The sequence below is a fragment of the Nocardia sp. SYP-A9097 genome (assembly GCF_009649815.1).
Lineage (GTDB): Bacteria > Actinomycetota > Actinomycetes > Mycobacteriales > Mycobacteriaceae > Nocardia.
Window position 1 is genome coordinate 131696 of the sequence record NZ_WJIC01000015.1, and the last position, 25811, is coordinate 157506.

Annotated in this window: 27 protein-coding genes and 1 riboswitch; of the genes, 14 read left to right on the plus strand and 13 right to left on the minus strand. The window is 67.0% G+C overall.

Features of this window, described 5'->3' with window-relative positions; all coding sequences use genetic code 11:
- Positions 1–247: 247 nt before the first annotated feature.
- The 3 genes from GFY24_RS26790 to GFY24_RS26800 are packed head-to-tail and all read left to right on the plus strand — an operon-like array spanning position 248 to position 3590.
- Positions 248–397, plus strand: a complete 150-nt coding sequence (locus GFY24_RS26790; protein WP_153807860.1) for a hypothetical protein — start codon at positions 248–250, stop codon at positions 395–397.
- Positions 394–2892 carry a sensor histidine kinase KdpD gene (locus GFY24_RS26795; RefSeq protein WP_309231371.1) on the plus strand — a complete coding sequence of 833 codons (2499 nt, stop codon included), beginning with the start codon at positions 394–396 and terminating at the stop codon, positions 2890–2892. Before GFY24_RS26790 ends, GFY24_RS26795 begins: the two co-directional genes overlap by 4 nt.
- On the plus strand, positions 2889–3590 hold the full coding sequence (locus GFY24_RS26800; RefSeq protein WP_309231372.1) for a response regulator: 702 nt from the start codon (positions 2889–2891) through the stop codon (positions 3588–3590). Before GFY24_RS26795 ends, GFY24_RS26800 begins: the two co-directional genes overlap by 4 nt.
- 29 nt (positions 3591–3619) lie before the next feature.
- Here GFY24_RS26800 and GFY24_RS43445 read toward each other — a convergent pair whose 3' ends face one another.
- Together GFY24_RS43445 and GFY24_RS26810 are read right to left on the minus strand one after the other, a co-directional pair.
- Positions 3620–4813, minus strand: coding sequence for a cytochrome P450 (locus tag GFY24_RS43445; protein ID WP_309231373.1), 1194 nt, complete (start codon positions 4811–4813; stop codon positions 3620–3622).
- Between the two features lie 146 nt (positions 4814–4959).
- Positions 4960–5274, minus strand: a complete 315-nt coding sequence (locus GFY24_RS26810) for a MarR family winged helix-turn-helix transcriptional regulator (RefSeq protein ID WP_153807861.1) — start codon at positions 5272–5274, stop codon at positions 4960–4962.
- Here GFY24_RS26810 and GFY24_RS26815 point away from each other — a divergent pair.
- From GFY24_RS26815 to GFY24_RS26845, 7 genes are all read left to right on the plus strand, one after another.
- Positions 5265–5657: a hypothetical protein gene (locus GFY24_RS26815; protein WP_153807862.1), complete on the plus strand. Its 393-nt coding sequence runs from the start codon at positions 5265–5267 to the stop codon at positions 5655–5657. The two genes, GFY24_RS26810 and GFY24_RS26815, sit on opposite strands and share 10 nt — an antisense overlap.
- A gap of 96 nt (positions 5658–5753) precedes the next feature.
- Positions 5754–6422, plus strand: coding sequence for an HAD family phosphatase (locus GFY24_RS26820; RefSeq protein WP_153807863.1), 669 nt, complete (start codon positions 5754–5756; stop codon positions 6420–6422).
- 162 nt (positions 6423–6584) lie between these two features.
- The gene (locus GFY24_RS26825) at positions 6585–7049 is read left to right on the plus strand and encodes an OsmC family protein (protein ID WP_153807864.1); all 465 of its coding nucleotides are present in this window, start codon (positions 6585–6587) and stop codon (positions 7047–7049) included.
- Complete coding sequence (locus tag GFY24_RS26830) at positions 7046–7327, plus strand: acylphosphatase (protein ID WP_153807865.1); 282 nt, start codon at positions 7046–7048, stop codon at positions 7325–7327. Before GFY24_RS26825 ends, GFY24_RS26830 begins: the two co-directional genes overlap by 4 nt.
- 36 nt (positions 7328–7363) lie before the next feature.
- On the plus strand, positions 7364–8404 hold the full coding sequence (locus GFY24_RS42290) for a hypothetical protein (protein ID WP_228566685.1): 1041 nt from the start codon (positions 7364–7366) through the stop codon (positions 8402–8404).
- A complete protein-coding gene (locus GFY24_RS26840) occupies positions 8404–9570 on the plus strand; it encodes a glutathionylspermidine synthase family protein (protein ID WP_153807866.1) in 1167 nt (388 codons plus the stop codon). The genes GFY24_RS42290 and GFY24_RS26840 overlap by 1 nt, the downstream gene beginning before the upstream one ends.
- Before the next feature lie 39 nt (positions 9571–9609).
- A complete protein-coding gene (locus GFY24_RS26845) occupies positions 9610–10059 on the plus strand; it encodes a DUF350 domain-containing protein (protein WP_153807937.1) in 450 nt (149 codons plus the stop codon).
- A 14-nt stretch (positions 10060–10073) separates the two neighbouring features.
- Here GFY24_RS26845 and GFY24_RS26850 read toward each other — a convergent pair whose 3' ends face one another.
- The 6 genes from GFY24_RS26850 to GFY24_RS26875 all read right to left on the minus strand — a co-directional run bounded on the left by GFY24_RS26850 (position 10074) and on the right by GFY24_RS26875 (position 14260).
- Positions 10074–10655 (minus strand): dihydrofolate reductase family protein, encoded by a 582-nt coding sequence (locus tag GFY24_RS26850; protein WP_153807867.1) that lies wholly within the window; start codon positions 10653–10655, stop codon positions 10074–10076.
- Between the two features lie 105 nt (positions 10656–10760).
- A complete protein-coding gene (gene mutM, locus GFY24_RS26855; protein WP_153807868.1) occupies positions 10761–11618 on the minus strand; it encodes a bifunctional DNA-formamidopyrimidine glycosylase/DNA-(apurinic or apyrimidinic site) lyase in 858 nt (285 codons plus the stop codon).
- A 6-nt stretch (positions 11619–11624) separates the two neighbouring features.
- Positions 11625–12389, minus strand: coding sequence for a ribonuclease III (gene rnc / locus GFY24_RS26860; RefSeq protein WP_309231374.1), 765 nt, complete (start codon positions 12387–12389; stop codon positions 11625–11627).
- 19 nt (positions 12390–12408) lie between these two features.
- Positions 12409–12591, minus strand: coding sequence for a 50S ribosomal protein L32 (gene rpmF / locus GFY24_RS26865; RefSeq protein WP_309231375.1), 183 nt, complete (start codon positions 12589–12591; stop codon positions 12409–12411).
- Positions 12592–12593: 2 nt separating this feature from the next.
- Positions 12594–13313: a DUF177 domain-containing protein gene (locus GFY24_RS26870; RefSeq protein ID WP_153807940.1), complete on the minus strand. Its 720-nt coding sequence runs from the start codon at positions 13311–13313 to the stop codon at positions 12594–12596.
- A gap of 200 nt (positions 13314–13513) precedes the next feature.
- A complete protein-coding gene (locus tag GFY24_RS26875; RefSeq protein WP_153807869.1) occupies positions 13514–14260 on the minus strand; it encodes a DivIVA domain-containing protein in 747 nt (248 codons plus the stop codon).
- Between the two features lie 274 nt (positions 14261–14534).
- On the opposite strand from GFY24_RS26875, the gene GFY24_RS26880 reads away from it, so the two are divergent.
- The gene (locus GFY24_RS26880; protein ID WP_309231376.1) at positions 14535–15071 is read left to right on the plus strand and encodes a GtrA family protein; all 537 of its coding nucleotides are present in this window, start codon (positions 14535–14537) and stop codon (positions 15069–15071) included.
- 271 nt (positions 15072–15342) lie between these two features.
- Positions 15343–16320 carry a hypothetical protein gene (locus GFY24_RS26885; protein WP_153807870.1) on the plus strand — a complete coding sequence of 326 codons (978 nt, stop codon included), beginning with the start codon at positions 15343–15345 and terminating at the stop codon, positions 16318–16320.
- Between the two features lie 146 nt (positions 16321–16466).
- Here GFY24_RS26885 and coaD read toward each other — a convergent pair whose 3' ends face one another.
- From coaD to GFY24_RS26900, 3 genes are all read right to left on the minus strand, one after another.
- Complete coding sequence (gene coaD / locus GFY24_RS26890; RefSeq protein WP_153807871.1) at positions 16467–16952, minus strand: pantetheine-phosphate adenylyltransferase; 486 nt, start codon at positions 16950–16952, stop codon at positions 16467–16469.
- A gap of 122 nt (positions 16953–17074) precedes the next feature.
- Positions 17075–17668 carry a 16S rRNA (guanine(966)-N(2))-methyltransferase RsmD gene (rsmD, locus tag GFY24_RS26895; RefSeq protein ID WP_153807872.1) on the minus strand — a complete coding sequence of 198 codons (594 nt, stop codon included), beginning with the start codon at positions 17666–17668 and terminating at the stop codon, positions 17075–17077.
- Positions 17669–17678: 10 nt separating this feature from the next.
- Positions 17679–21083: a pyruvate carboxylase gene (locus tag GFY24_RS26900; protein WP_153807873.1), complete on the minus strand. Its 3405-nt coding sequence runs from the start codon at positions 21081–21083 to the stop codon at positions 17679–17681.
- A gap of 243 nt (positions 21084–21326) precedes the next feature.
- Positions 21327–21546, plus strand: a riboswitch (cobalamin riboswitch).
- 135 nt (positions 21547–21681) lie between these two features.
- Between GFY24_RS26900 and metE the strand changes: the two genes are divergently transcribed.
- Positions 21682–23964, plus strand: coding sequence for a 5-methyltetrahydropteroyltriglutamate--homocysteine S-methyltransferase (gene metE, locus GFY24_RS26905; RefSeq protein ID WP_309231377.1), 2283 nt, complete (start codon positions 21682–21684; stop codon positions 23962–23964).
- 52 nt (positions 23965–24016) lie between these two features.
- Here metE and GFY24_RS26910 read toward each other — a convergent pair whose 3' ends face one another.
- Entirely contained in the window at positions 24017–24406 is a 390-nt protein-coding gene (locus GFY24_RS26910; protein WP_228566687.1) for a hypothetical protein, read from the minus strand.
- Between the two features lie 173 nt (positions 24407–24579).
- Between GFY24_RS26910 and GFY24_RS26915 the strand changes: the two genes are divergently transcribed.
- A complete protein-coding gene (locus GFY24_RS26915; RefSeq protein WP_153807874.1) occupies positions 24580–24753 on the plus strand; it encodes a DUF1737 domain-containing protein in 174 nt (57 codons plus the stop codon).
- A gap of 89 nt (positions 24754–24842) precedes the next feature.
- Here GFY24_RS26915 and GFY24_RS26920 read toward each other — a convergent pair whose 3' ends face one another.
- Entirely contained in the window at positions 24843–25751 is a 909-nt protein-coding gene (locus GFY24_RS26920) for a helix-turn-helix domain-containing protein (protein ID WP_153807875.1), read from the minus strand.
- Positions 25752–25811 lie beyond the last annotated feature (60 nt).

The window sequence follows — 25811 nt, forward strand, 5'->3', positions numbered from 1 at the left end:
GGAAATCGTGTGGGTGACCAGACCGCTTCGAGGGGTGGAGGTCTCGCCTCGCACTCCCGGTGGCTGATCTCAGCGGGGCGAGCCCTCCACCGGAGCCCCCACCCGCCGGATCGGCCGATGTTGCCGGGATCACGACGCGCGGGCGTAAAGAAAGCGTCAGTACCAGCCTCTTCGGCGAAATCGACGGTAGAACAGGGGAGTCCGGCCGCGTCGGCCGGACATATCCGCCGATGATCGAGGAGAGATCGTGCCGGACATCATTCCCATGATGGTGGTATTCGGATTCCTGGCTGCCGCACTGTTGCTGCGCGTCGCGGCCGGTGCTCAGCCGAATCGCGTGCGCGTTCGCGCGGGCCGTCCGGGGTTTTCCGTACCGCGCGCAATGATGGACGAGTGAAACGCGGCCAGCTACGGATCTACCTAGGCGCTGCCCCCGGCGTGGGCAAGACCTTCTCGATGCTGTCGGAGGCACATCGGCGGCTCGAACGAGGCCGCGATGTGGTGGCGGCCGTGGTCGAGACCCATGGGCGATCCAAGACGGCCGAGATGCTGGCGGGCATCGAACGGATTCCACCCCGCATGATCGAGTATCGCGGCACCACGCTGCCCGAACTGGATGTGGAGGCGGTGCTGCGCCGCGCGCCCGCCGTGGTGCTGGTCGACGAGCTCGCGCATACCAATGTGCCGGGCGGAAAGCACGAAAAGCGTTGGCAGGACGTACAGGATCTCCTCGACGCCGGCATCGATGTGGTCTCCACGGTCAATGTGCAGCACCTGGAGAGCCTCAACGATGTGGTCGAGCAGATCACCGGTGTGGTGCAACGGGAAACCGTGCCGGACTGGGTGGTTCGCTCCGCCGATCAGGTCGAACTGGTCGACATCACCCCGGAAGCCTTGCGGCGCAGGCTTTCCCACGGCAACGTGTACGCGGCCACCAAAGTCGATGCCGCACTGCGTAATTACTTCCGGCCCGGCAATCTGACCGCGCTGCGCGAACTCGCGCTGCTGTGGCTGGCCGATCAGGTGGACTCGGCCTTGGCGAAATACCGTGCGGACCACAAGATCACCGACACCTGGGAGGCGCGCGAACGCCTGGTGGTGGCGGTCACCGGCGGCGGCGAATCCGAGACGATCCTGCGCCGCGCCAGCCGCATCGCCGCCAAATCCAGCGCGGAACTCATTGTGGTGCACGTGGTTCGCGGTGACGGGCTGGCCGGGGTATCCACCCAGCGCCTGACCCGGCTGCGCGATCTGGCCACCGGGCTGGGCGCCAGCCTGCACACCGTCACCGGCGACGATGTCCCCACGGCGCTACTGGATTTCGCGCGCCAGGTGAACGCGACCCAGCTGGTGCTCGGCACCTCGCGGCGCTCACGCTGGGCGCGCATGCTCGACGAGGGCATCGGCGCGAATGTGGTGCAGCAGTCCGGCAAGATCGACGTGCACATGGTCACCCATGAGGAATCCAATCGCGGCTTCCGCTGGTCCTCGCTCGCACCGCGCGAACGCATGCTCGGAAGTTGGTCCGCCGCACTGATTGTGCCGACCCTCATCTGCTTGGTCACCGCGCTGTGGCTGGACCGCTGGCTGGACCTGGGCGGGGAGAGCGCACTGTTCTTCATCGGCGTGATCGCGGTCGCACTGCTCGGCGGTGTCGCACCAGCGGCGCTCTCGGCACTGCTCTCGGGCGTGCTGCTGAACTGGTTCTTCACCGCGCCGAGATACAGCCTCACCATTGCCGAACTGGACAACTTCCTCACCATTGTGGTGCTGCTGCTGGTCGCGGTGGCGGTGGCGGCGCTGGTGGATGTGGCGGCCAAGCGAACTCGCGAGGCGCGCAAGGCATCTCGGCAGGCCGAACTTTTGACGCTGTTCGCGGGCGCGGTGCTGCATGGCGCGGATCTGCCGGATCTGCTGGAGCGGGCGCGCGAAACCTTCAGCCAGGACGCGGTCAGTCTGATCACCGACGACGAGATGGTGGCGGCGGTGGGTGAGAATCCGCCGAGCACGGTCGCCGACGCCGGGACCGCCCTCGAAGCGGGCGACGATATGCACTGGCTGCTACTGCGCGGCCGCGGGCTCAGCGCCGGCGACCGCCTGGTCCTGGGCGCGGTCGCGAATCAGGCGGCGGGACTGGTACATCAGAAGCAATTGCAGGAGGAGGCCGGGGCCGCACAGGCCGTGCTCGAAGCCGACAAACTGCGCCGCGCACTGCTGTCCGCGGTCAGCCATGACCTGCGCACGCCACTGGCCGCCGCCAAGGCCGCGGTCTCCAGTCTGCGCAGTGACGATGTGGAGTTCTCCCCCGAGGACACCGCCGAATTGCTGGAAACCATCGAGGAATCGGTGGATCAGCTGACCGCGCTGGTCGGCAATCTGCTGGACTCCTCACGCCTCGCGGTGGGCGTGATCAAACCGCAGATGCGGCGCACCTACCTCGATGAAGTGGTGCATCACGCGCTCATGGGTATGGGTACCCGCGGTCTGCGCCGCACCGCCATGGCCCGGGTGAAAGTGGAGGTGGGCACGGTCTGCGTGCGTGCGGACAGTGGACTGCTGGAGCGGGTGCTGGCCAATCTCATCGACAATGCCGTGCGCTACTCCCCCGGCGACTCGCCGGTGCGGGTGACGGCCGAGCACACCGGGAAGCGGGTGGCCATTACGGTGGTCGACACCGGCCCTGGAGTACCCACCGGTCTGGAAGATCAGCTGTTCGAACCCTTCCAGCGCCTCGGCGATCGCGACAACTCCACCGGCGTGGGCCTCGGCCTCTCGGTGGTGCGCGGCTTCGTCGACGCCATGGGCGGCACGGTGCACGCCGAGCCCACCCCCGGCGGCGGCTTGACAATGGTGATCGATCTACTGGCCTGCGATGAACAGGAGAACGAGTGACGAACGCGGCGCCCGCGCCGACGAAAGTCCTGGTGGTTGATGACGAACCGCAGATCCTGCGGGCCCTTCGCATCAATCTGTCGGTGCGCGGCTACGAGGTGACCACCGCATCCACCGGGGCCGCGGCCCTGCGCGCGGCCGCCGAGAAACACCCCGATGTGGTGGTCCTGGACCTCGGCCTGCCCGATATGGACGGCATCGAAGTGCTTGCCGGCCTGCGTGGTTGGTCCACCACCCCGGTAATCGTGCTCTCCGCCCGCACCGACTCCTCCGACAAGGTCGAGGCCCTCGATGCGGGCGCGGACGACTACGTCACCAAACCCTTCGGCATGGATGAGCTGCTCGCGCGACTGCGCGCGGCGGTGCGCCGCTCCGCCGCCACCACCGACACCTCCGAGCCGGTGGTCGAAACCTCCTCCTTCACAGTCGATCTCGCCGCAAAGAAGGTCACCCGGCACGGGCGCGACGTACACCTCACCCCCACCGAGTGGGGCATGCTCGAAATGCTCGTCCGCAACAAGGGCAAACTCGTCGGGCGTCGCGAGATCCTGCGCGAGGTGTGGGGACCGTCCTACGCCACCGAAACCCATTACCTGCGTGTGTATCTCGCGCAGCTGCGGCGCAAACTCGAGGACGACCCGTCCCAGCCCAAACACCTGCTCACCGAGGCGGGCATGGGGTACCGCTTCCAGGTGTGAGTCCGACTTCCGCTCTGTACCAGCGGGATTCAGCGGGTAAGTCGTAAAGGCAGCGACTTGAGGCCGTTATTGAGGTTCGAGCGGATGCGGCGGGCCTCTCCGGTCTGCTCGATCTTCGGGAACCGAGTGAGGAGCTCCTCGAAGAAGACGCGGCCCTCCAGACGTGCCAGATGGACGCCCAGGCAGAAGTGCTGGGCCAGACCGAAGGACAGGTGCGGGTTGGGGTTTCGGCGAATATCGAAGCGCTGCGGATCGGCGAAGACATCCTCGTCGCGATTGGCGGAGGTGTACCACATGGCGACCTTGTCGCCCTCTTTGATTCGCACGCCGCGGATCTCGGTATCCGCGGTGGCGGTGCGCCGGAAGTAGTGCAGCGGGTTGGCGAAACGCAGAATCTCCTCCACCGCACCGGGAATCAGCGCCGGGTCCGCGCGCAATGCCGCGAGCTGCTCCGGATGTTGCAGCAGCAGCTGCAATCCCGCCGACAGCATGGTTTTGGTGGTGTCATTGCCCGCGGTCACCAACTGGGTGAAGAAACTGCCGAACTCTATGTCGGACATGGTTTTTCCGCCGAATTCACCCGCGAGAATGAGCGAGGTGAGATCGGCCTTCGGCTCCTGCGCACGCCGCGCCATGGAGAACTGGATGGCGTAGATCGCCATCTTGGTGAGTTCGGCGGTCACATCGAAATCGCCTACGAGGTCCGGATCCTGTTGGCTGGTGGACTGTTCCGCCCACTGCCGGATATCCGGCCAGTCCGCGGCGGGAATCCCGAAGAGCCCGCCGACCACCTGACTGGGTAGCACCCCGGCCACCTCGCGCACGAATTCCACGTCACCGTCGACGTTTTCGAGCAGTTGCCGGGTCAACTCCCGGACCCGGTCCTCCATGTCACCGATCACCCGCGCCTTGAAATGCTCCGCGAGAGGTTTGCGGTATTCGGTGTGCCGGGGCGGATCCATCATGAGCAGCATGTTCCGGGTCTGCTCCAGCCGTTCGGGCGGCTGATTCTCCAGAATCACGCCCTCGCGCTCGGCGGAGAAGAGCAGCGGATTGCGCGCCACATGCGCCACATCCGCATGCTTGAGAATCGTCCAGTAGCCGGGCTCACCGGGCATGTCCTGCCAGTACACGGGTTGCGTCCCGCGCAGTTCGGCGAATATCTCGTGGATCGGACCGTCCACATAGAGTTCCGGATCGTAGATATCCATGACCGTGCCCACGGCCCACCTCGGTATTCACTTGCGAGTGTGTGTCTTTCGAGTCGGACGCTAACCGCGCACCGGCTTCCGCGGCAGCGTTCGCGACCGGAATCCCATTCAGTGGACACGACGTCAGCGAATACCGGGCCGCTACCGCGACGAACTCCTCAGGCGTAGGGATCGGTGATCTCGCGCAATCGGGTGAGCGCATCCCGCAGTTGCGCCATGCGCCGCTCCCCCAGATGCGCGGCCCATTCGGCCTCGATGCGCGCGGAGACCCGATTGCCGGTCTCGGCCATCGTCCGGCCGCGCTCGGACAGCCACACCAGGCGGGCACGGCCGTCGCTCGGATCCGGTACGCGCTCCACATATCCGGCGCGCTCGAGCTGATCGACCAGGAATCCGGCGGTCTGCTTGGTGACCTGCGCCCGCTCGGCCAATTCGGTGAGCCGGGTGCCATCGGGGCCGATCTGTGCGGCCAACCGGCCCTGCGCATATCCACTTCGACACCATCGTGCACGGCCAGGACATCGCCATACCGCTGGGCCGAACGCTGTGCGTCACCCCGAAGGCAACCGCCGCCGGAGCCGACCGGGCGGTCGAGGTCGGCTGGCCCGTCTGGAATCGACACCGCTTGGACGGCGTGCGCCTGATCGCCGGCGACATCGGCTGGACCTTCGGCCGCGGCAGCGAGATCCGCGGCCCGGCCCTGGCGCTACTGCTCCTGGTCACCGGCCGCGCCGCCGGGCTGGCAAGGCCTCCGGGCCGGGAGTCGCCATCATGTCGGCCAGGCTCGAAACCGCCTCCGGCACATCGGCCGAAGTCGAGTAACCACTCAGCCGAGGCCGCGCCCGAAACCCAGTAGCACCCCGGTGAGCCGCGGTCCGGCAGCCACCGGGGCTCGGAGTCCGTGGTCACCCCCGGCGCGCGGGGTCCAGGGGTGACCACGGACGATATGCCCATGCCTTTTGCCGCAATCGTCTTCGATATGGACGGCGTACTCATCGACACCGAACCCATCTGGGAGCAGGTGCGCCGCGAGTACATCGCCGAGCTGCACGGCCGCTGGCTGCCCGACACCCAGGACCGGTTCATGGGGATGAGCACCGCCGAATGGGCCGCGTACACCAGCGCGGATCTCCTCGACGGCCGCCGCACCCCCGATGAGGTCGCCGAGGATGTCATCTCCCGAATGGCCGCGCGGTACACCGATCACCTGCCACTCATGCCCGACGCGGTGGAGACCGTGCGCCGCTTCGCCGATCACTTCACCCTCGGCCTCGCGAGCTCCTCCCCGCGCCGACTCATCGATGTGGTCCTCGATCACCTGGGCGTCACCGAACTGTTCCGCACCACCGTCTCGACCGAGGAGGTCGAACGCGGCAAGCCCGCACCGGACGGCTATCTCGCCGCCGCGGCCGGACTGGGCATCGCCCCCGCGCGGTGCGTCGCCATCGAGGACTCCAGTAACGGGCTGCGCTCCGCCGCCGCGGCGGGCATGACCGTCATCGCGGTCCCGCACCCGCGCTACCCACTCGCGCCCGACGCACTGGCCCTGGCCGCACACGTCGCCGAGAACCTGAAGTCCCTCACCCCCGAACTGGTCGCGGACCTCACCCCGGTGGCCTGACCTCCCGCGCGGAATTCCACTGACCGCGAGACTGTTTCGAACCGAACGGTAGAGAACACGGGCGCGCCGCGCCGCGACTCAGCACCGGCAGCCGCCGTCATCGGCCGGTTCGCCCGGATGGGCCTTGCGGCGCGCCCCGAGCACGAATGCGAGGATCTTGCTATGTCCGAACAGACCGCCGCACCGCAGCATGCCACCACCACACCGTCCGACGCACCGGTCGAGCTGTGGGCCGAGCGCACCGGCATCCGGGCCTACACCGGCCGCAATAATCGTGGTGGCGAGGTGCTCATCGCCTCCGCGGGCGTCCCGGGCGCGTTCACCCCGGGCGAGCTGCTCAAGATCGCGCTCGCCGGGTGCACCGGTTTGAGCTCCGATTTCACCCTCGCGCGCAAGCTCGGCGACGGGTTCGACGCGACCGTGCGCGTCTCCGGTGACGCCGACCGCGAGAACGAGACCTATCCGGAGCTCAACGAAACCTTCGAGCTCGATCTCAGCGAACTCGACGAGGCCACCCGCGAGCGCCTGCTGGTCGCCGCGCAGCGCTCCATCGACCGGGTCTGCACCGTGGGCCGGACCCTCAAAGCGGGCACCAAGGTCAATCTGACCTTCCGCGTGGACGAATGACGCAGACCCCTGCCCGGCTCAGCGCCTGGGTGCACGGCCAGGTCCAAGGCGTCGGCTTTCGCTGGTGGACCCGGGCCCGCGCCCTCGAACTGGGCCTGACCGGGTACGCCCGCAATCATCGCGACGGCCGCGTACACGTGATCGCCGAAGGTTCGCGTCCACAGTGCGAAACGCTGCTGACCCTGCTACGTTCCGGCGACACGCCTGGTCGCGTGGACCTCGTCGTTGCCGACTGGGGAATCGCCCAGGGAGGCATAATCGGATTCGAGGAGCGCTGATGCCCGCGCACATCGAAGAGCCCCAGGAGTCGATCGTTGGCAATTGAACGTCTCGGCGGCACCCCGGACGATCCGAACCGGCAACCCGATCCCGACAGCTCCGCGGCGACTCCCGCCCAACCGACCGGCGACGAATCCGGCACGAACACAACCGATTCCGGACCCGCGCCCACCACCGCGGACCCCGAGGTGAACCCTGCCACCGGGCGCGCCTGGGGCAGCGGCGGGCGCACCATCCAAAAACGCGGCGGCAGCGCGGACGACTCGGCCCACGCCCCCGAACCCCGGCCGGGTTCGACACCTGCCCCCGCACCCGGGACGGCGGCGAATGGCGTGCCGGACGAATCCTCCGAGCGCACAACGCCTTCCGGTGCACCGGCGGCTGAACCTGCCGCCCCGGTAGATCCGGCAACGCGTGAATTCGCGACTCCGCCGACCTTCGAGTTGCCGGTGCCGCCGGTCTACCCACCGTCGGTGCCGATGCCCGCTCCGGAACCACGACGTGGGAGCGTGCAGCGGCAGGAGGCCGGGGTGACCGCGCCACGCCCGCCGACCGTCGCCGAAGCGCGGGCGCGCGAGAAAGCCCGCAAGCGAGCCGAAGAGGCCGAGCGGGCCGCCGCCGAGGCCGAGGATGCCAAGAAGGCGAAAAGGAAGAAGCTGCTCATCGGCAGCGCGGCCGTGGTCGGCGTCGCGGCGCTGGTCGGCGGCGGCTATCTGGCCTATGACGCACTGACCACGCCCGAGGTGACCGCCTACTGCACCGTGGTGGCCAAGCAGGGCCAGGTGGTCGCGGTCGGCAATGGGCAGACCATTACCGCGACCAAGGACAACCAGGAGATCGTGGTCCCGGACAACTACTGCGACGATGCCAAACGCTCGGGCGGTACCGGGCTCGGCGGCATCTTCATTCTCAATGGCAGCCAATACCGCTACTACTACGGTGGCAGCGGCAATACGATCGGCCACGCACCGACCGGCGGCACCACCGTGCTGCCCAAGGGCGCGGACGTGAAGACCAAGAGCGGCAGCACTATTCAGCGCGGCGGGCTCGGTTCCAAAATCGGTGGAGGTTCTTGATGCGACGAGTGCGGAGCACTCCGCGCCCGGGTTGGCAGCAGATCATCGAGAGTCAGGGGCTGGTGTACGGATCGCCGGGGCGCGATACCAACGGCCAGCCGCGCCCGTACTGGGACGAATCGGTGCACTACGAGTTCGATATGGCCGAGATCCTGGCCCTGGAGGCCCAGGTCGAGGTGCTGCACAGCATGTGCCTGCATGCCGTGGAGAACATCATCCTGACCGAGCGTTTCGCCGATTTCGGTCTGCCGCAATGGAGTTGGGAGCATATCGCCAACTCCTGGAAGCGCTCCGACCCGCATATCTACGGCCGCTTCGATCTGCGCTACGACGGACGCGGACCGGCAAAACTGCTGGAGTACAACGCCGATACGCCCACCTCCCTGCTGGAGGCGGCAATCGTGCAGTGGCACTGGCTGACCGACACCCATCCCGATGACGATCAGTGGAACTCGTTGCACGAGAAGCTGGTCGAGCGCTGGGGCGAGGTGCGCGACATCCTGCCCACCGCCGAACTGCACTTCACCTGGTCCGGCGCGGACGGCTCCGGTGAGGACAATGTCACCACCGCGTACATGCAGGAGACCGCCGCCGAAGCGGGCTTCGACACCGTCGCCCTGCCCATCGAGGAGATCGGATTCGATACCGAGCTGGAGCGTTTCGTCGATCTCGCCGAGGCCCCCATCGACTCCGTCTTCAAGCTGTACCCGTGGGAATGGGTCCTCGACGACGACTTCGGCAAGCGCGTCACACAATCCCTGCCGGGCACCATGTGGCTCGAACCCCTGTGGAAGACAATGCTTTCCAACAAGGCGCTACTGGCGGTGCTGTGGGAGATGTACCCCGGCCACCCGAACCTGTTGCCCGCCTACCTCGATGACCCGCACGAGCTCACCGAGTACATTCGCAAACCCAAACTGGGCCGCGAGGGCGCGAATATGACCATTGTCGGCCCCGGTATGGAGACCGCCACCGGCGGTGTCTACGGCGAAGAGGGCTTCGTCTACCAAATGCTGGACCCGCTACCGGAGTTCGACGGTATGCGCCCGGTCCTCGGGGCCTGGATCGTCGGCGACACCTCGGCCGGCCTGGGTATTCGCGAGACCGTCGGATTGATCACAGATGACAGCTCCACCTTTGTGCCACACCGCATTCCGCAGTCCTGACCCGCAACCACCCACCCGTCCCGGAGGACCCACCAGATGATGACCACTCTCGCGCTCGAGTCGGGGTACTGGAGCTCGCTCGGCCGCGGCGTCGGCGCGATCCTCCTCTACGCGCTGATCGGCCTGGCGCTCATGCTGATCGGCTTCTACGCCGTCGACCTGACCACCCCCGGCAACCTGCGCCGCATGGTCGCCCAGGGCCTGCCCAATGCCGTAATCGTCAGCGCCGCGGGCATGCTCAGCATGGCCTTCATCGTCGTGCTGGCCATCTACGCCCAGGCGGGCAAGCTCTCCGAGGGCCTGATCGCCGCCCTCATCTACGGCCTGGCCGGCATCGTCGCCCAGGTCATCTCGGTCCGCGTCATCGAAATGGTCCTCGGTATCGATATCGGCGCGGTCCTGAAGAGCCCCGAATTCTCCACCGAGGCTCTCGTCGTCGCCGCCGCGCACTTCGCCCTCGGCCTGGTCGTCGCGGTCGCGATCCTTTAGCGCGGCAAGCGCTTTCAGCGCACCCGGCTGTACTTCAGGAAGGCCACGCCGTCCTCGAAGATGCGGCTGGTCAAGACCCGGAAGCGGGTGGCCTCGGGCAGCCGGGCCCCCGCACCGAAGAGCGGGCGGCCCTGGCCGAGCACGATCGGGTACAGCTTGAGGAAGATCTGATCGATCTCCGAGAGCAGGGTCTGCGCGAGTTCACCGCCGCCGCACAGCCAGATGCCGAGGCCCTTCTCACGCTTGAGTTCGCGCACCCGGGCGAGCGGATCGCCGGAGATGAGCTCCACATCCGGATCCGGCGACTCGGGCAGTTTGGCCGACACCACGAACTGACGCAGATGCGAGTACGGGCTCGAGGTACCGGTGCGCACCCCGAAGTCGTGGGTCTTGCGGCCCATGATCACGGTGTCGAAGGTGCTGCTGGGTTTGTCCAGCGCGAGCGCCTCACGCACCTTGGTCGGTAGCGTCTCCGGATACTGCGCGATGATCGCGGGACCGTGATCACCCCCGACCGGGAAGAAGTCGACCGAACCATCCTCCGACGCGATGAATCCGTCGATGGTCGCTGCCACGTAATAGGTCAGTTTGCGCATTGGTCCCTCCAGCCGGCACCACACGAGCCGCTCTGAAAAAGGTAGCGCCTCCAGGATATCCGCAGGGGGTGGAGACCGAACAGCGGGCGACCTCGGCAGGAATTGTCAGCTACGCGGGCGGGGCTGACAGCGCGGGCAGGAGAAGGACGAGCGGTTCATGAACTTCTCGCGGATCATCGGCGCACCACAGCGGCGGCAGGCTTCGCTCTCGCGGCCGTAGGCATTGAGCGAACGCTCGAAATAGCCGGACTGACCGTTCACATTCACATAGAGGGCGTCGAACGAGGTGCCACCGGCTTGCAGCGCCTCACTCATCACCGTGCGCACCTCACCGAGCAATCCGCGCAATACGGGCCGGGTCAGCTTGGCGGCCACCCGCTCCCCGTGTAGCTTGGCCCGCCACAGCGCCTCATCGGCATAGATATTGCCGACCCCGGACACCACGGTCTGATCGAGCAGCACGCGTTTGATCTCGGAATTCTTGGCCCGCATGGCAGCCACGGTCAGCTCGTCGTCGACCAGCGGATCCAGGGGGTCGCGCGCGATATGCGCGACCGGTTCGGGCACCAGCGTCCCGTCGACCTCGACGAGATCCGCCAACTGCCAGCCACCGAAGGTGCGCTGATCCACGAAACGCAACTGCGCCCCGGTATCGAGATTCGCGATGATATGCGCGTGCTTCTCCAGGGGCACGTCGGCAGCCTGCACCAGCATCTGCCCACTCATGCCCAGATGCACGACGAGCGAAAGATCGGGCTCATCGAAGGTGAGCCAGAGGAATTTGCCGCGCCGCTGCGCGGACTCGACCCGCAAACCGGCGAGCCGGGCGGCCAGATCATCGCCGCCGGGTAGATGCCGTCGCACCGAACGCGGATGCTTGACGGTCACCGAATCGACGACACGGCCCACCACATGTTCGGCGAGACCGCGTCGTACGACTTCGACTTCGGGAAGTTCGGGCATCGGCGACTACTGCGCCGATGCCTCGGTGGCAGAGCCGTTCTCGGCGTTCAACGCCTGATAGGCGGCGCCCGCGGCCTTCTGCTCGGCTTCCTTCTTGGAGCGTCCCACCCCCTGGCCGTACGACTTCCCACCGATCACCGCGGTAGCGGTGAACTCTTTATCGTGGTCGGGTCCGGTGGAGGTGATCTCATAGCTGGGTACGCCGATACCGCGTTCGGCGGTCAGCTCCTGCAAGCTGGTCTTCCAGTCGAGCCCGGCACCCATGCGGGGGCCACGCTCGAGCAGTTCGGCGAAGAGTGTCAGGACAACGGTGCGCGCGGTGTCGATGCCATGCTCGAGATGCACGGCGCCGAGCAGCGACTCCATACCGTCCGCGAGAATGCTCGGCTTGTCCCGGCCGCCGGTGAGCTCTTCGCCCTTACCGAGCAGCAGGTGTGTGCCGAGTCCGCCCGGACCGAGCTTGCGAGCAACCTCGGCCAGCGCATGCATGTTGACCACACTTGCGCGCAGCTTGGCGAGCTCGCCCTCGGATTTATCCGGATGCTCCAGATAGAGGCGTTCGGTAATGCTCAGGCCGAGCACGGAGTCGCCCAGGAACTCCAGGCGCTCATTGGTCGGGAGCCCACCGTTCTCGTAGGCGTACGACCGGTGGGTGAGCGCGAGGCGCAACAGGTCCGGTCGTACGTCGACGCCGAGCGCTTCGAGCAGGCTGGAATGGTCGGCGAAGTCACCCACGGCGGGCGCCTCCGCCGCGTCCTTGCTGGAGGTCACGATCGGCTGTATCAGAGAATCAGACCGCGGCGGTGATCTGACGGCCCTTGTACGTGCCGCAGGAGGGGCACGCGATGTGCGGCAGGGTCGCCTGGCCGCAGGCACGGTTCGGGCAGGTGATCAGGGTAGGCGCAACGGCCTTCCACTGGCTCCGGCGCGAGTGGGTGTTGGAACGGGACATCCGGCGCTTCGGAACGGCCACGACTACTTCTCCTCTGTCCTCGGACTCGCGGCACGATTGTGCGCCGCGATCGATGAATCTGTTGATGGGTCCGGCACGGTGCCCGTAGCACCACTCGAAGTGGTACTGGAGTCACCGCCTCCGGGGGCTGAATCCTCATTGACATCGCCATCAGAGACGGTCAACTTCGCGAGCCCGGCCCAGCGAGGGTCAAGTATCTCATGACCATGGCCGGAACCCGCAATCGCCATCCGTACACCGCATTCCGGGCACAATCCCGCACAGTCCGGCTCGCAGAGCGGCTGTAGCGGCAGCTCCAAACCGACCGCGTCGATGACCGCCGGCTCGAGTTCGATCATGTCATCGACCAGGCGATGCACTTCGTCTTCCTCGGTGGTCTTCTCGGTGGCGCTCTCCGGGTAGGCGAACAGCTCGGTGAGATGCAGCTCGATATCGTCGGTGAACGGTTCGAGGCAGCGCGAGCATTCGCCCTCCAGGGTCGCACGCACTGTTCCCAGCACCAGCACACCTTCGGAGACCGATTGCAGGGTCAGGTCGAATTCGACCTCACCACCCGCCGGAATGCCGATCATCTCCACGCCGATGCGCTCATCCGTGGTGAAGGTGCGCTTGATCGGGAGAATGGAGCCCGGCTTGCGTCCCAGACGTCGTGCATCCAGATTGAAGCCCGCGTCGTCGATCGTCGTGCGACGATGACGCGGCTTGGAACCGGATTCGGACATCAAGAACTCACTCACGTTCGGTATGGAATGGGCAACCACTCAACAATACCGAAACGGTAGGTAACAACCCAAACTGTGCCCAATTGCCTCCGCTTCGCTCCGGCGGGTTCGCGGCCCAGGAGTCCCGATTCTTCCCTCCCTCCGCTCCTCCGCTTCGCTCCCCCGCTCCACTCAGTCCAGAATCGGGACGGGCCGCGAACCTAGCGGCGGAACTCCGCCGCGTAATCCTGGACGCTCGTGGCGGGACGGCCCGGGTTACGGCCGCGGCCGACGATGCGCAGGGTGTTGTGCAGGGTCTCCTCGAAGTCGGCGAGCTTGCCGTCGACATACTCGTCGCATTCGGTGCGCAGGCGATCCGAGTCGGCCTGGGCGCCGTCGATGAGCCGGGCCGATTCGGCGTGCGCGGCGCGGACCACCTCGGTGGCCGAGACGAGGCGCTCCTGCTCGGCCTTGCCGTCGGCGACCGAGCGGTCATAGGAAGCCTGTCCGGCGGCGGCCATGCGATCGGCCTCGGAGCGGGCGCGGCCGGTGACCGTCTCGTACTCCTTATTGCCATCGGCGACAACGCGTTCCGCTTCGGCCTCGGCGGAACCGACCAGGTGTTCGGCGTGCGCGCGGGCCTCGGCGACCATGCGGTCGGCGTGTGCCTTGGCATCGGCGAGGATGCGGTCCGCTTCATCGCGGGCGCCGGTGACGGTTTCGTGGGCCTGCTGATTCGCGCCGGTCACGGCGGTTTCGGCGGCGTTGCGGGCGTCGACGACGATCTTGTCGCGGTGGTCGAGCACGTCCTGGGCGTCGTCGAGTTCGCCGGGCAGGGCCTCGCGCACGTCGTCGAGGAGTTCGAGCACCTCACCGCGCGGGACGATGCAGTTGCGCGTCGGCGGGATACCTCGCGCCTCTTCGATGATGGCCACGAGTTCGTCGAGCGCTTCGAATACCCGGTACATATTGCTACCCCACTCTCCTGCCAGGACTTCACGGCGAGACCTCCGCGGGAACAAGTCTGCCCTTCCGCGCGCTGTCAATCAGGTTCGAACCCGGCGTGTCGGAGACCTGTTTCACACCACACGAAAAGAAGTGGAGGAAACCCCTCCAGTTGGTTTACATTCAAGCAACACGAAAATGTTGTGTTGGGACGGCGGAACCTCTACGGGTCGACTTTGTACCAGGTGGTAGAGCGCTTCGCCGGGCAGGTCCCGACGTGTTCGAGGGAATTTGACGATGGCTGTCTTGGACATCCCGCAGCGGGCCACGATGCCCGGCACCGCGCTGGTCGACGCCTACGCATACGGCACCGAGGCGATGGTCTCCGGAACCGAGGCCGTGCGTACCGCCGGCGCACGCTGGACCGGACAGCTCGGCGCCTGGCTGCGCAGCGAGCACGCCTTCGCACAGCTCATTCGCTTCGCCCTCGTCGGCGGGCTCAGCAATATCGGCTACCTGCTGCTGTTCCTGGCCTTCTACGGCGGCGGCCCGCAGCTGGCCAATCTGGCCGGATCGATCGTGAGCACCGCGGTCGCCAATGAACTGCACCGGCGGCTGACATTCCACGCGGCCGGACGGGTGCGCTGGTTCACCGCCCAGCTCGAGGGTGGCGGACTCGCGCTGGCGGGCCTGGCCATCACCGCGGCCGGACTGGCGATCCTGGAAACCACCGCCCCCGGACTCGGCGATATCGCCGAAGCCGCTGCGGTACTGGCGATCACGGCCGCCGTCGGCACCGTCCGCTTCCTGACCCTGCGGCTCTGGGTCTTCTGACCCCGGCCCCACCCGAATCCTCGCATCCGCCGAAAATCGGCAAGGGGTGCGAGGATTCGCCATTTCCGGAGTAGTGGAACCCACTCGGCCGTGCCTGCGTCCAAGCAAGCACAGACCGATTGAGAGGGGTTCCCACCATGCAGAGATCGCGCGGATGCCTCGGCGGACGACGAGATACCCGCCGCCCCACACCCCCGCGCCCCGCCGGACGGGTACACGCATCCTGCGTCAGACATGGCTGGCGGCGCGGACGCCCACGCGGGGAGGGCGAATGAGCCCGGACCGCGAGACCGGCGAGCTGAGTGCCCGGCAGCATTGCGCGCCAAAGCGATTGACCCGCCGGCTGCTCGAGGGGTGCGGGTCGACGGTCGACTCGAAACCCTGGGGCGTTTCGATGGCGACGGGGGTGGCAGCACACAACTGGCGGGATCGGCATCGGCTGTTGATCGAGGCGGTGCTGCCGGAGATGGCCGAGGGAACCGTGGTCAGCCATCAATCCGCGGCGGTGCTATATGGCACCGCACTGTGGCGCACCCCGCTGGATCGAGTGTTCGTGACGCGCAATCGGCGGGGTGGCGGGCGGACCCGGCCGTATACGAAAGTGCATGGGTCGCCATTGGATTCGGCGGTGGAGATCGACGGACTGCTGGTCACTCCGCCCGCGCGGACCGTCATCGACCTGGCGCTGTCCCTCCCGTTCGAGGCGGCCGTGGTGGCATGCGATGCGCTGACGGGCAGCTTCGGGCTCACCGAAGATGAACTGGCCGAAGAACTCTCGCTGGCGAGATGCCGTCACGGTATCGCCCAGGCGAAGCGGGTGGTGGCCGCGCTGGATGGTCGCAGTCAGAGCGCGGGAGAATCCCTGAGCCGCTTGATGTTGCGCCGTCAAGGGTTGCCGCTCCCCCGCACCCAAGGGAATGTCCTCACCCCGGACGGGCGCTTCGTGGGCCGAGTGGACTTCTACTTCGAGGAGTTCGCCACCCTCTGCGAATTCGACGGAGCGCTCCGCTATGGCCGCCTGCTACACGCCACCGGGAATGTCGCCGACGCCATGCGCCGCGAACAGGTTCGCGAAACATACTTGCGCGCCTTGGGTTTTCAGGTGATCCGCTGGACCTGGAACGACCTGCACACCGACGGCCCGGCCCGGCGCCTACGCGCCGCCATGTCCCGCCCGCGCCGCGCCGACGGCCGGATAGAACCCGCCCCGTCCCCCGCTCCCCGCCGAATTCCCGTGCAGAAGCTATAGGCCCCGCCCGGATCCGACTGCGCTGGAACGGATGTGGGTGCACTCGACCCGAGGCACCCACCTCCGAGCTTCAGCGCGTTCTACAGAATCAGGCCACGGAGTGCGAGATCCGGGGGAGGTACTCGCACATTGTGGCGCAACGACTCTCAGCCGCGATTCTCGGCGATACGTGCGATCAGGGCCTTGTGTACCGACGGGGGCAGCAGGTCGGAGATATCGCCACCGTAGGAGGCGACTTCCTTCACCAGCGAACTCGATACGAAGCCGTACAGCGGGTTGGTCGCGATGAAGTAGGTGTCCACCCCGGTGAGCTTGCGGTTCATCTGCGCCATCTGCATCTCGTACCCGAGGTCGGTGGCATCGCGCAGTCCCTTGACGATCGCGCTCACCCCCTGCTCCTTGGCGAAATCCACCAGCAACCCGCGCCAGGACTCCACCCGCACATTCGGCAGATCGGCGGTCACCTCGCGAATGAGCTCCATCCGCTCCTCGACGGTGAACATCCCCTTCTTGTTGGGATTCACCACCACCGTGACGATCACCTCGTCGAACTGCTCAGCGGCCCGCTTGAAAATATCGACATGTCCATTGGTCACGGGATCGAACGACCCCGGGCACAGTGCTCCAGCCATGTCCGAACGCTACCCCAGCCCCCGCATCCCACCACCTACCGACCGGCAGGGTGCTCACCGAGTGTGCAGCTGTGGCGGGGAAAGGGACAAAACACGGCCGTGGTTGCACACTCGGCGGAGGGTTATGGCTCGTATTCGGCGAGGTCCAGGCGGGTTTCGCCGTAGGTGCGGGATTTCAGGGGCGAATAGCCTTCGGGCCAGGCCAGTTCCGGGGAGCGGGTGGAGCGTTCGACCACGATGAGTGCGCCCTCGTGGAGCCAGCCGCCTGCGGCCAGGGCCGCCAGGTCGGCGATCACCTCGTCGATTTCGACCGCGTAGGGCGGGTCGGAGAAGACCAGGTCGTAGGGGCCGCCGGGTGGGGATGACGGGGTCAGGGCGAGGGCGCCCACGGCATTCCGGCCGAGAGTGCCTGCGACGGTGTTCATTCGGAGGTCCGCACCGGGGAGGCCGAGGTCCGAGATATTGCCTCGGATGATTGTGGCTGCCTTGCGGTCGGATTCGACGAGCAACGCGTGGGATGCGCCGCGGGACAAGGCTTCCAGGCCGAGTGCGCCGGAGCCCGCGTACAGGTCGAGGACTCGGACGCCGTCGAAGTCCATGCGGGCCGCGAGGAGGTTGAACAATGCCTCGCGGACTCGGTCCGAGGTGGGGCGGGTGCCCGCGGGCGGGACGCGTAGTCGGCGTCCGCCCGCGGTGCCCGCGACGATTCGGGTCATCGGGGCGAACTCATTCGGCGGCCACCTCGGCGAGGCGGAGTTCCACCAGGAGGTCTCCGCCTTCGACCTGTTGCACCTTGCCGATGGCGACGCGGCGGACCAGGCCGGCGCGGGGGGCGGTGATGGCGGCCTCCATCTTCATGGCTTCGATGGTGCCGATGGTGTCGCCCGCCGAGACCGAATCGCCTTCGGAGACTGCGAGAGTCACGACACCGGCGAACGGTGCGGCAATGTGCCCGCCATTGGTCTTGTCGGCCTTTTCGGCGGTGGGGACCTCGCTGGCGATGGAGCGATCGCGGACCGTGATGGGCCGGAGCTGTCCGTTGAGGATGCACATGACGGTGCGCATACCGCGCTCGTCGGGCTCGGAGATGGCCTCCAGGCCGATGAGCAGGGTGACGCCCTTGTCCAGCTGTACGCGGTGTTCTTCGTCGTGACGCAGGCCGTAGAAGAACTGGTTGGCGGACAACCCGGTGGTATCGCCGAACTTCTCACGGTGCGCGAGGAATTCGGAGGTGGGGCCGGGGAAGAGCAGGTTGTTCAGGGTGGTGCGGCGTTCGGCGGAGGTGCCGCTCAAGCCCGCCTCGTCGTCGGCGGTGAGCTGGGTTTCCGGCTTGGCGGGACCGCGACCGGCGAGGGCGCGGCTGCGGAAGGGCTCGGGCCAGCCACCGGCGGGGGTGCCGAGTTCGCCGCGGAGGAAACCGATTACGGAGTCGGGGATGTCGTAGCGGCCCGGATCGTTGGCGAAGTCCTCGACGTCCACGCCGGTGCCGACGAGCGCGAGGGCGAGATCGCCGACGACCTTGGAGGACGGGGTGACCTTGACCAGCCGGCCCAGGAGCCGGTCCGCCGCAGCGTATTTCGCCTCGACCTCTTCGAACTGATCACCCAGGCCCAGGGCGATGGCCTGCTGGCGCAGGTTCGACAGCTGACCGCCGGGAATCTCGTGGTGGTATACGCGTCCGGTCGGGCCGGGGAGCCCGGATTCGAAGGGCCCGTACACCTTTCGCAGCGATTCCCAGTACGGCTCGAGATCGCAGACATTCTGCAGGTTCAACCCGGTGTCGTAGGGCGAATTCGCCGCCGCCGCAACGATTGCCGAGAGTGCGGGCTGAGAAGTGGTGCCCGCCATGGGAGCCGACGCACCGTCGACGGCGTCCGCACCGGCCTGCCAGGCGGCCAGATAGGTCGCCAGCTGCCCACCGGGGGTGTCGTGGGTGTGCACGTGTACCGGCAGATCGAATTCGCGGCGCAGCGCGGTCACCAGGGTGGCGGCGGCGGGTGCGCGCAGCAGTCCGGCCATATCCTTGATGCCGATGATGTGCGCGCCGGCCTCGGCGATCTGTTCGGCGAGCTTGAGGTAGTAGTCGAGGGTGTAGAGGTTCTCGTTCGGGTCCGAGAGGTCGCCGGTGTAGCTCATGGCGACTTCCGCTACGGCGGTACCGGTTTCACAGACGGCGTCGATGGCGGGGCGCATCTGGTCGACATTGTTGAGGGCGTCGAAGATACGGAAGATGTCGATACCGGTCGCGGTGGCCTCGGAAACGAATGCGCGCGTGACCTTTTCGGGGTACGGGGTGTAGCCGACGGTGTTCCGGCCGCGCAGCAGCATCTGCAGGTTGATATTCGGTACGGCTTCGCGCAGTGCGGCCAGGCGCTCCCACGGATCCTCGTAGAGGAAGCGCAGCGCCACGTCATAGGTTGCGCCGCCCCAGCATTCGATGGACAGCAGTTCCGGCGTCAGGCGTGCTACGTGCCCGGCGACATCGAGCAGACCATTGGTGCGCACGCGGGTGGCGAGCAGGGACTGATGCGCGTCACGGAAAGTGGTGTCGGTAACCGCCACGCCCTGCTGCTGGCGCAGCGCCTTGGCGAAGCCTTCGGGGCCCAGCTGCAACAGCCGCTGCCGCGACCCGGCGGGCGGCGGCACCGTCATATCGAGGGCGGGCAGCTTGTCGTGCGGGTAGAGCTTGGTGGGCCGGGTGCCGTGCGGCTTGTTCACCGTCACATCGGCCAGGTACTGCAGGATCTTGGTGCCACGGTCGGCGGAGCTCTTGAGCGTGAGCAGCTGCGGGCGCTCATCGATGAACGAGGTGGTGACACGTCCGGCACGGAAGTCCGGATCGTCCAGGACCGCCAGCAGGAACGGGATATTGGTCGTGACGCCACGAATACGGAATTCGGCGACAGCACGACGGGCGCGCGCCATGGCGGTCTGGAAGTCGCGGCCGCGGCAGGTGAGCTTCACCAGCATGGAGTCGAAGTAGGCGCCGACCTCCGCGCCGACATTGGTGCCGCCGTCGAGGCGGACGCCCGCGCCGCCGGGTGAGCGGTAGCCGGTGATGCGGCCGGTGTCGGGGCGGAAGCCGTTGGCCGGGTCCTCGGTGGTGATACGGCATTGCAGCGCCGCACCCCGGATCACAATCGAATCCTGGCTCAGGCCAAGGTCTTCGAGGGATTCACCGGCGGCGATCCGCATCTGCGACTGCACCAGATCCACATCGGTGATCTCCTCGGTCACCGTGTGCTCCACCTGGATTCGTGGATTCATCTCGATGAACACGTGCTTGCCGCGCTCGTCGAGGAGGAACTCCACCGTGCCCGCGCACGAGTAGCCGATCTCCTTGGCGAAGGCGACCGCGTCGGCGCAAATACGTTCCCGCAGTTCGGGATCCAGGTTCGGGGCGGGGGCCATCTCGATGACCTTCTGATGCCGCCGCTGCAGCGAACAGTCCCGCTCGAACAGGTGGATCACATTGCCGTGCTGATCGGCCAGGATCTGTACCTCGATATGGCGGGGGTTGATCACCGCCTGCTCCAGGAACACCGTGGCGTCGCCGAATGCCGACTCCGCTTCGCGGGCAGCGGCTTCGATCGCCTCGCGCAGCTGCGCCTTGTCGGCGACCCGGCGCATACCGCGCCCGCCACCACCGGCGACGGCCTTGACGAAGACCGGGAACTCCATGGTCTCGGCGGCGGCAATCAACTCGTTCACATCCGCGGACGGTTCGCTCGACGCCAGTACCGGCAGTCCGGCCGCCTTGGCCGCGGCGATGGCGCGCGCCTTGTTACCGGTCAACTCCAGTACCTGTGCGGACGGACCGACGAAGGTGATGCCCTCCGCCGCGCAGGCCGCCGCCAGATCCGGGTTCTCGGAAAGAAAACCGTAACCGGGGTAGACGGCATCGGCCCCGGAAGTCTTGGCGGCCTTGATGATTTCGGCTATGGACAGGTACGCCCGGACCGGGTGTCCCGGGTCGCCGATCTGGTATGCCTCGTCGGCCTTCAACCGGTGGACCGAATTGCGGTCCTCGTACGGGAACACCGCGACGGTGCCGATGCCGAGTTCGTACGCCGCGCGGAACGCGCGAATGGCGATCTCGCCGCGGTTGGCGACCAGGACTTTGGAGAACATTCGACCAAGGTACCTGGCCGAGTGTATCGAACGGGCATCGAAGTCACCTTCGCAGCAATCTTCACAGTCACATACCGTTCGGTTGCGAATTTGTGTTCATCACCTGGACACATAGCCTTCCGTGAGGTCGGCGCGTCCCGGCCGCGAGCATTCGCCGACTTGTTAAGCCCGAGCGGGGAGGACCCACCCCGACCCGCAGCCGATATGCTCCACAGTGCAATCGGTTCACACGGCATCGATGGTGGAGGAGCCCCTCCCGTCGGCGCCGGGTGTCGAAGCCGGACCATCCAGGTGGTCGGGTGAGAGGGAAGCTGGTGAGAATCCGGCGCTGTCCCGCAGCGGTATGCAGGAACGACCGCCGTCACAAGCACTGGGCACGAGCCTGGGAAGCGACGGCCATTAGGTCGGCCGAATCGGCCGGTGCCCGCGAGTCCGAAGACCTGCCGAATGCGCCGGATACGCCGTATCCGGCGGTCGACGCCTCGTGGATTGGGTGGACGGGCCAGAGCTTCCCCGCGCCGTGTCAACGGCCTTGGGGTGCCCGGGTTCGCGTCACCCGTGGCGGCGACCAGTGGACTTGGAACACTGGAGCACACCCGTGACCAACACCTCCCCTTTCACCGCAACGGTTCTCGGCCTCCCACGGATCGGGCCGCGCCGGGAATTGAAGCGCGCGATCGAGTCCTACTGGGCGGGACGCATCGGAGCCGACGAGCTGCATGCCGTCGCCACCGAACTACGCCGCACCCAGCTCACCGAGCTCGTCGCGGCCGGACTGGATTCCATCCCGGTCGGCACCTTCTCCTATTACGACCAGATGCTGGATACGGCCGTCATGTTCGGCGCGCTGCCCGAGCGGGTCGCCGGAATCGCCGATCCACTGGACCGGTATTTCGCGGCGGCGCGCGGCACCGACAGCGTGGAACCCCTGGAAATGACCAAGTGGTTCGACACCAACTACCACTACCTGGTGCCAGAGTTCGGCGCGCACACCACTTTCACGCTGGACGCGAGCAAGCTGCTCGGCGAACTGCGTGAAGCCCTCACGCTGGGAGTACCGGCACGGCCCGTGGTCATCGGCCCGCTGACCTTCCTGAAGCTGGCCAAGGACGCCGAGGGCAATCCGCTGCGGCGCATCGACGCCCTCCTGCCGCTCTACCTCGACCTGCTCGCCCAGCTCGCCGCAGCCGGTGCGACCTGGGTACAGCTCGATGAGCCGGTGCTGGTCACCGATCTGAGCGACGCCGAAATCGAGATCGCGGCAAGGGTTTATGAGGATCTGTCGGCCGCCACCGCGCGGCCCGCGATCCTGGTGGCCACCTACTTCGGCCGTCCGGGCGCAGCACTGGCGGCGCTGGCGGGCACCGCAGTCGAGGGCATCGCCTTGGACTTCACCGCAGGCACCACACACCTTCCGACCGGGTCCGCGGTGGCGGATGTGGCGGCGATCCCGGCCCTGGCGGACAAACTACTGGTGGCGGGCGTGGTCGACGGGCGCAATGTGTGGCGCACCGATACGGATCACGCGCTGGCGACCCTGGGCACGCTGCTCGGCAGCACCGGCGCGCTGGCGGTCTCGACCTCCAGTTCGCTACTGCACGTACCGTATTCGCTCGAGGTGGAGACCGGGATCGATCCGGCGCTGCGGTCGTGGCTGGCGTTCGGGGCGGAGAAGGTCGCCGAGGTGCGGTTACTGGCCACCGCGCTGCATGCGGGGACCGATGCGGTGGCCGGCGAATTGGCTTCCGCGCGTGCGGCACTCGCGGCGCGGGCCACCGACCCGCGACTGCGAAATGACACCGTACGGGCCCGGCTGAGCGCACTCGGCGATGCGGCCACCCATCGTGCGCCCGCCGCGGAACGCCGTGTGCTGCAACAGGAACGGTTGCGCTTGCCGCTGCTGCCGGCGACGACCATCGGCTCCTACCCGCAGACCCCGGCCATTCGTAAAGACCGGGCAGCGCTGGTCAAGGGTGATATCACAGTCGAGCAGTACAACGAACGCATGCGCACCGAGATCGCGGAAGTCATTGCACTGCAAGAGAAGCTGGGCCTGGATGTGCTGGTGCACGGTGAGCCCGAACGCAATGACATGGTGCAGTACTTCGCCGAGCAGCTGACCGGCTTCGAGGCCACCGCCAATGGCTGGGTGCAGTCGTACGGCACCCGCTGCGTACGCCCGCCGATCCTGTTCGGTGATGTGGCACGGCCGAATCCGATGACGATCGACTGGATCGGCTACGCCCAGTCGCTCACCGACAAGCCGGTCAAGGGCATGCTCACCGGCCCGGTCACGATCCTGGCGTGGTCGTTCGTGCGCGATGACCAGCCGATCGAGGACACCGCCCGTCAGGTCGCGCTGGCCATCCGCGACGAGACGGTGGATCTGCAGGCGGCAGGCATCCGCATCATCCAGGTCGACGAACCCGCCCTGCGCGAACTGCTCCCGCTGCGTGCGGAAACCAAAGCGGCATACCTGGATTGGGCCGTCGGTGCCTTCCGCCTCGCCACCGCCGGCGTCTCCGATGCAACCCAGATCCACACCCACCTGTGCTACTCGGAATTCGGTGAGGTGATCGGTGCCATCGCCGCACTGGACGCCGATGTCACCTCCATCGAGGCGGCCCGCTCACACATGGAGGTCCTGGACGACCTCAATACCGCGGGCTTCTCCCTCGGCGTAGGCCCCGGCGTATACGACATCCACTCCCCCCGCGTCCCCGAGGTCACGGAGATCACCACCTCGCTCCAAGAGGCCCTGAAAGCCGTTCCCGCCGAACGCCTCTGGGTCAACCCGGACTGCGGCCTGAAGACCCGCGGCCCGGCCGAGGTGGAGGCGTCCCTGCGCAATATGGTCGCCGCCGCTCGAGCGGTCCGCTGATCGCACGGTGGGCTGGTCCCTGATTCCAGGGTCAGCCCACCGGCACTCGGCATCACATGCGTAACCGATCGTCTCTCTCGCAAAGGGCGCGGTCGGTCACTTCTCTCCCGGGGGGCGCGGCGAGGAATCCGTCGTCCAGCAGGAGCAGCTCCCCCAATCGGGTATCCGTGCGCAACTCACCTCGGGCGACCGCATCGGCGAACAGCTCAGCGGTGAATGTCTTACCGATGGAACCGATTTCATAGTCCGCCGCGTTCCCCGAGCCCAGATGCGTGAATACGGTATCGGCGCGGCCCAGGTAGGCCACATCCATCGACCGGTCGGCCCGCATGGGCAACAGCTCTGGCGTGATCCGGGCCAATTTGGCGGCCGAATTCTCCTGAGGCTCGGGTACGTCAGCGGCGGCTCGAACCCCCGATGCCATGAGAATCACTGCCGCCAAGCCGATTCCGCACCCCGGAACCCATCCCGCCCCATTCCCGGCTCTGCGCACGAAAACGCTCCCTCCACTGTGCGACCCGGCCCACCGCGCACCCTATCTGATCATCACCCCACCGCGATCCCTCGTGGCGGCACCCTCGCATTTCATCGAATCAGCGCCTCTAGGCTCGAGCGATGACAACCCACCGTCTGCGCTACCGCCTCATCACCGGCCCCGACGACGTCACCTTCTGCGAACGCATCAGCGCCCTCCTGGAGGAGGGGTACCGGCTGCACGGCTCCCCCGCCGCCACCTTCAACGGCACCAACGTGGTTGTAGCCCAAGCGGTAATACTCCCCGCCGACTGAGCGACCACCCCCCGCAATCCCACGACGAGTCATCACATCGTCGTCTGGTCGCGAAACATCCCTGTCATCCCGGCATTCTTCTGGCGTTGTCAGGGTCGGGCATGGTGTTTCCTTTCGATGCCGTCGCCTATGCGGCGGGCGGCAGCGGACAGCTCGGCGAGGTAGCGGCGGCGTTCGGGCCGGGTGACATCCATTCGGAGCGGGCCGATTTGGAGCTCCATGACGGCGTGGCCACTGCCGTCGAAGACGGGGGCGCTGACATAGCTCAGCGGTAGCTGGATGTCCTGGTCGAGGGTGGCCTGGTCGTAGGCGCTGCCGACGATGGTGGCCAGTTGCGCCAGGACGCGGCCGCGCAGGTCTTTGCCGGCCGGATGTTCGGCGAGGTGGTCGGCGACGTCGGAGAGGACGCGGGCGGTGGGCAGGCTGTCGGGTTCCAGTCGCCAGGCGCAGTAGCCGGTGGCGCGCAGGGTGCTCAGCACTTCGCGGTATTCGTCGCGGCGTTCGGGGCCGCGGGTCTCCAGCCAATCCTGTTGGCGGCCTGGGCCGCAGTGCGCGATCATGCCCGCACCGGCGGGCGCGAGCAGCGGGATGCGCGCCCCGGATTTGATGCCGACGGTGAGGCGGTCGCGGGTCACGGCGACGAATTCGAGGTATTCGCCGTCGATGGCGGTGAGGGCCGCGCCGCAGTCGACATTCTCGGCGAGCCGCTCCAGCTCCTCGTTCAGCCAGGCCCGGTCGCCGCGCGAATCGGCGACGCGCACCCCGAGCGCGGCGAGCGCGGGGCCGAGCCGGTAGGTGAGATCCGGTAGCCGGCGCACCCAGCCGCGTTCGGTGAGCGCGGCCAGGATCGCCCCGGCGGTGGAGCGGTTGAGTTCCAGACTGTCGGCGATCTCCGCCGAGGTCAGCGGGGTCGGCTGGGCGGCGAGCAATTCCACGATGGAGATGACGCGCTGGGTGGGCGGGGAGCTGTCGGTGGTCCGGGTCTTGCCAGCGGGCACGCGCGTCTCCTAGCCTCTCGATACGAATAACCGAATCGTTGTATACGAATAATCGCACCA

Excerpts from the sequence above, each read along its gene's own strand:
- GFY24_RS26850 (WP_153807867.1), bottom strand. The coding sequence starts at position 10,655 with ATGCGCAAACTGACCTATTACGTGGCAGCGACCATCGACGGATTCATC.
- GFY24_RS26900 (WP_153807873.1), bottom strand. The coding sequence starts at position 21,083 with ATGTTCTCCAAAGTCCTGGTCGCCAACCGCGGCGAGATCGCCATTCGC.
- GFY24_RS26880 (WP_309231376.1), top strand. The coding sequence starts at position 14,535 with ATGGCTGTCTTGGACATCCCGCAGCGGGCCACGATGCCCGGCACCGCG.
- rsmD (WP_153807872.1), bottom strand. The coding sequence starts at position 17,668 with ATGACCCGAATCGTCGCGGGCACCGCGGGCGGACGCCGACTACGCGTC.
- GFY24_RS26875 (WP_153807869.1), bottom strand. The coding sequence starts at position 14,260 with ATGTACCGGGTATTCGAAGCGCTCGACGAACTCGTGGCCATCATCGAA.
- GFY24_RS26820 (WP_153807863.1), top strand. The coding sequence starts at position 5,754 with ATGCCTTTTGCCGCAATCGTCTTCGATATGGACGGCGTACTCATCGAC.
- coaD (WP_153807871.1), bottom strand. The coding sequence starts at position 16,952 with ATGGCTGGAGCACTGTGCCCGGGGTCGTTCGATCCCGTGACCAATGGA.
- mutM (WP_153807868.1), bottom strand. The coding sequence starts at position 11,618 with ATGCCCGAACTTCCCGAAGTCGAAGTCGTACGACGCGGTCTCGCCGAA.
- GFY24_RS26840 (WP_153807866.1), top strand. The coding sequence starts at position 8,404 with ATGCGACGAGTGCGGAGCACTCCGCGCCCGGGTTGGCAGCAGATCATC.
- GFY24_RS26870 (WP_153807940.1), bottom strand. The coding sequence starts at position 13,313 with ATGTCCGAATCCGGTTCCAAGCCGCGTCATCGTCGCACGACGATCGAC.
- GFY24_RS26825 (WP_153807864.1), top strand. The coding sequence starts at position 6,585 with ATGTCCGAACAGACCGCCGCACCGCAGCATGCCACCACCACACCGTCC.
- GFY24_RS26845 (WP_153807937.1), top strand. The coding sequence starts at position 9,610 with ATGACCACTCTCGCGCTCGAGTCGGGGTACTGGAGCTCGCTCGGCCGC.
- GFY24_RS26915 (WP_153807874.1), top strand. The coding sequence starts at position 24,580 with ATGACAACCCACCGTCTGCGCTACCGCCTCATCACCGGCCCCGACGAC.
- GFY24_RS26830 (WP_153807865.1), top strand. The coding sequence starts at position 7,046 with ATGACGCAGACCCCTGCCCGGCTCAGCGCCTGGGTGCACGGCCAGGTC.
- GFY24_RS26885 (WP_153807870.1), top strand. The coding sequence starts at position 15,343 with ATGAGCCCGGACCGCGAGACCGGCGAGCTGAGTGCCCGGCAGCATTGC.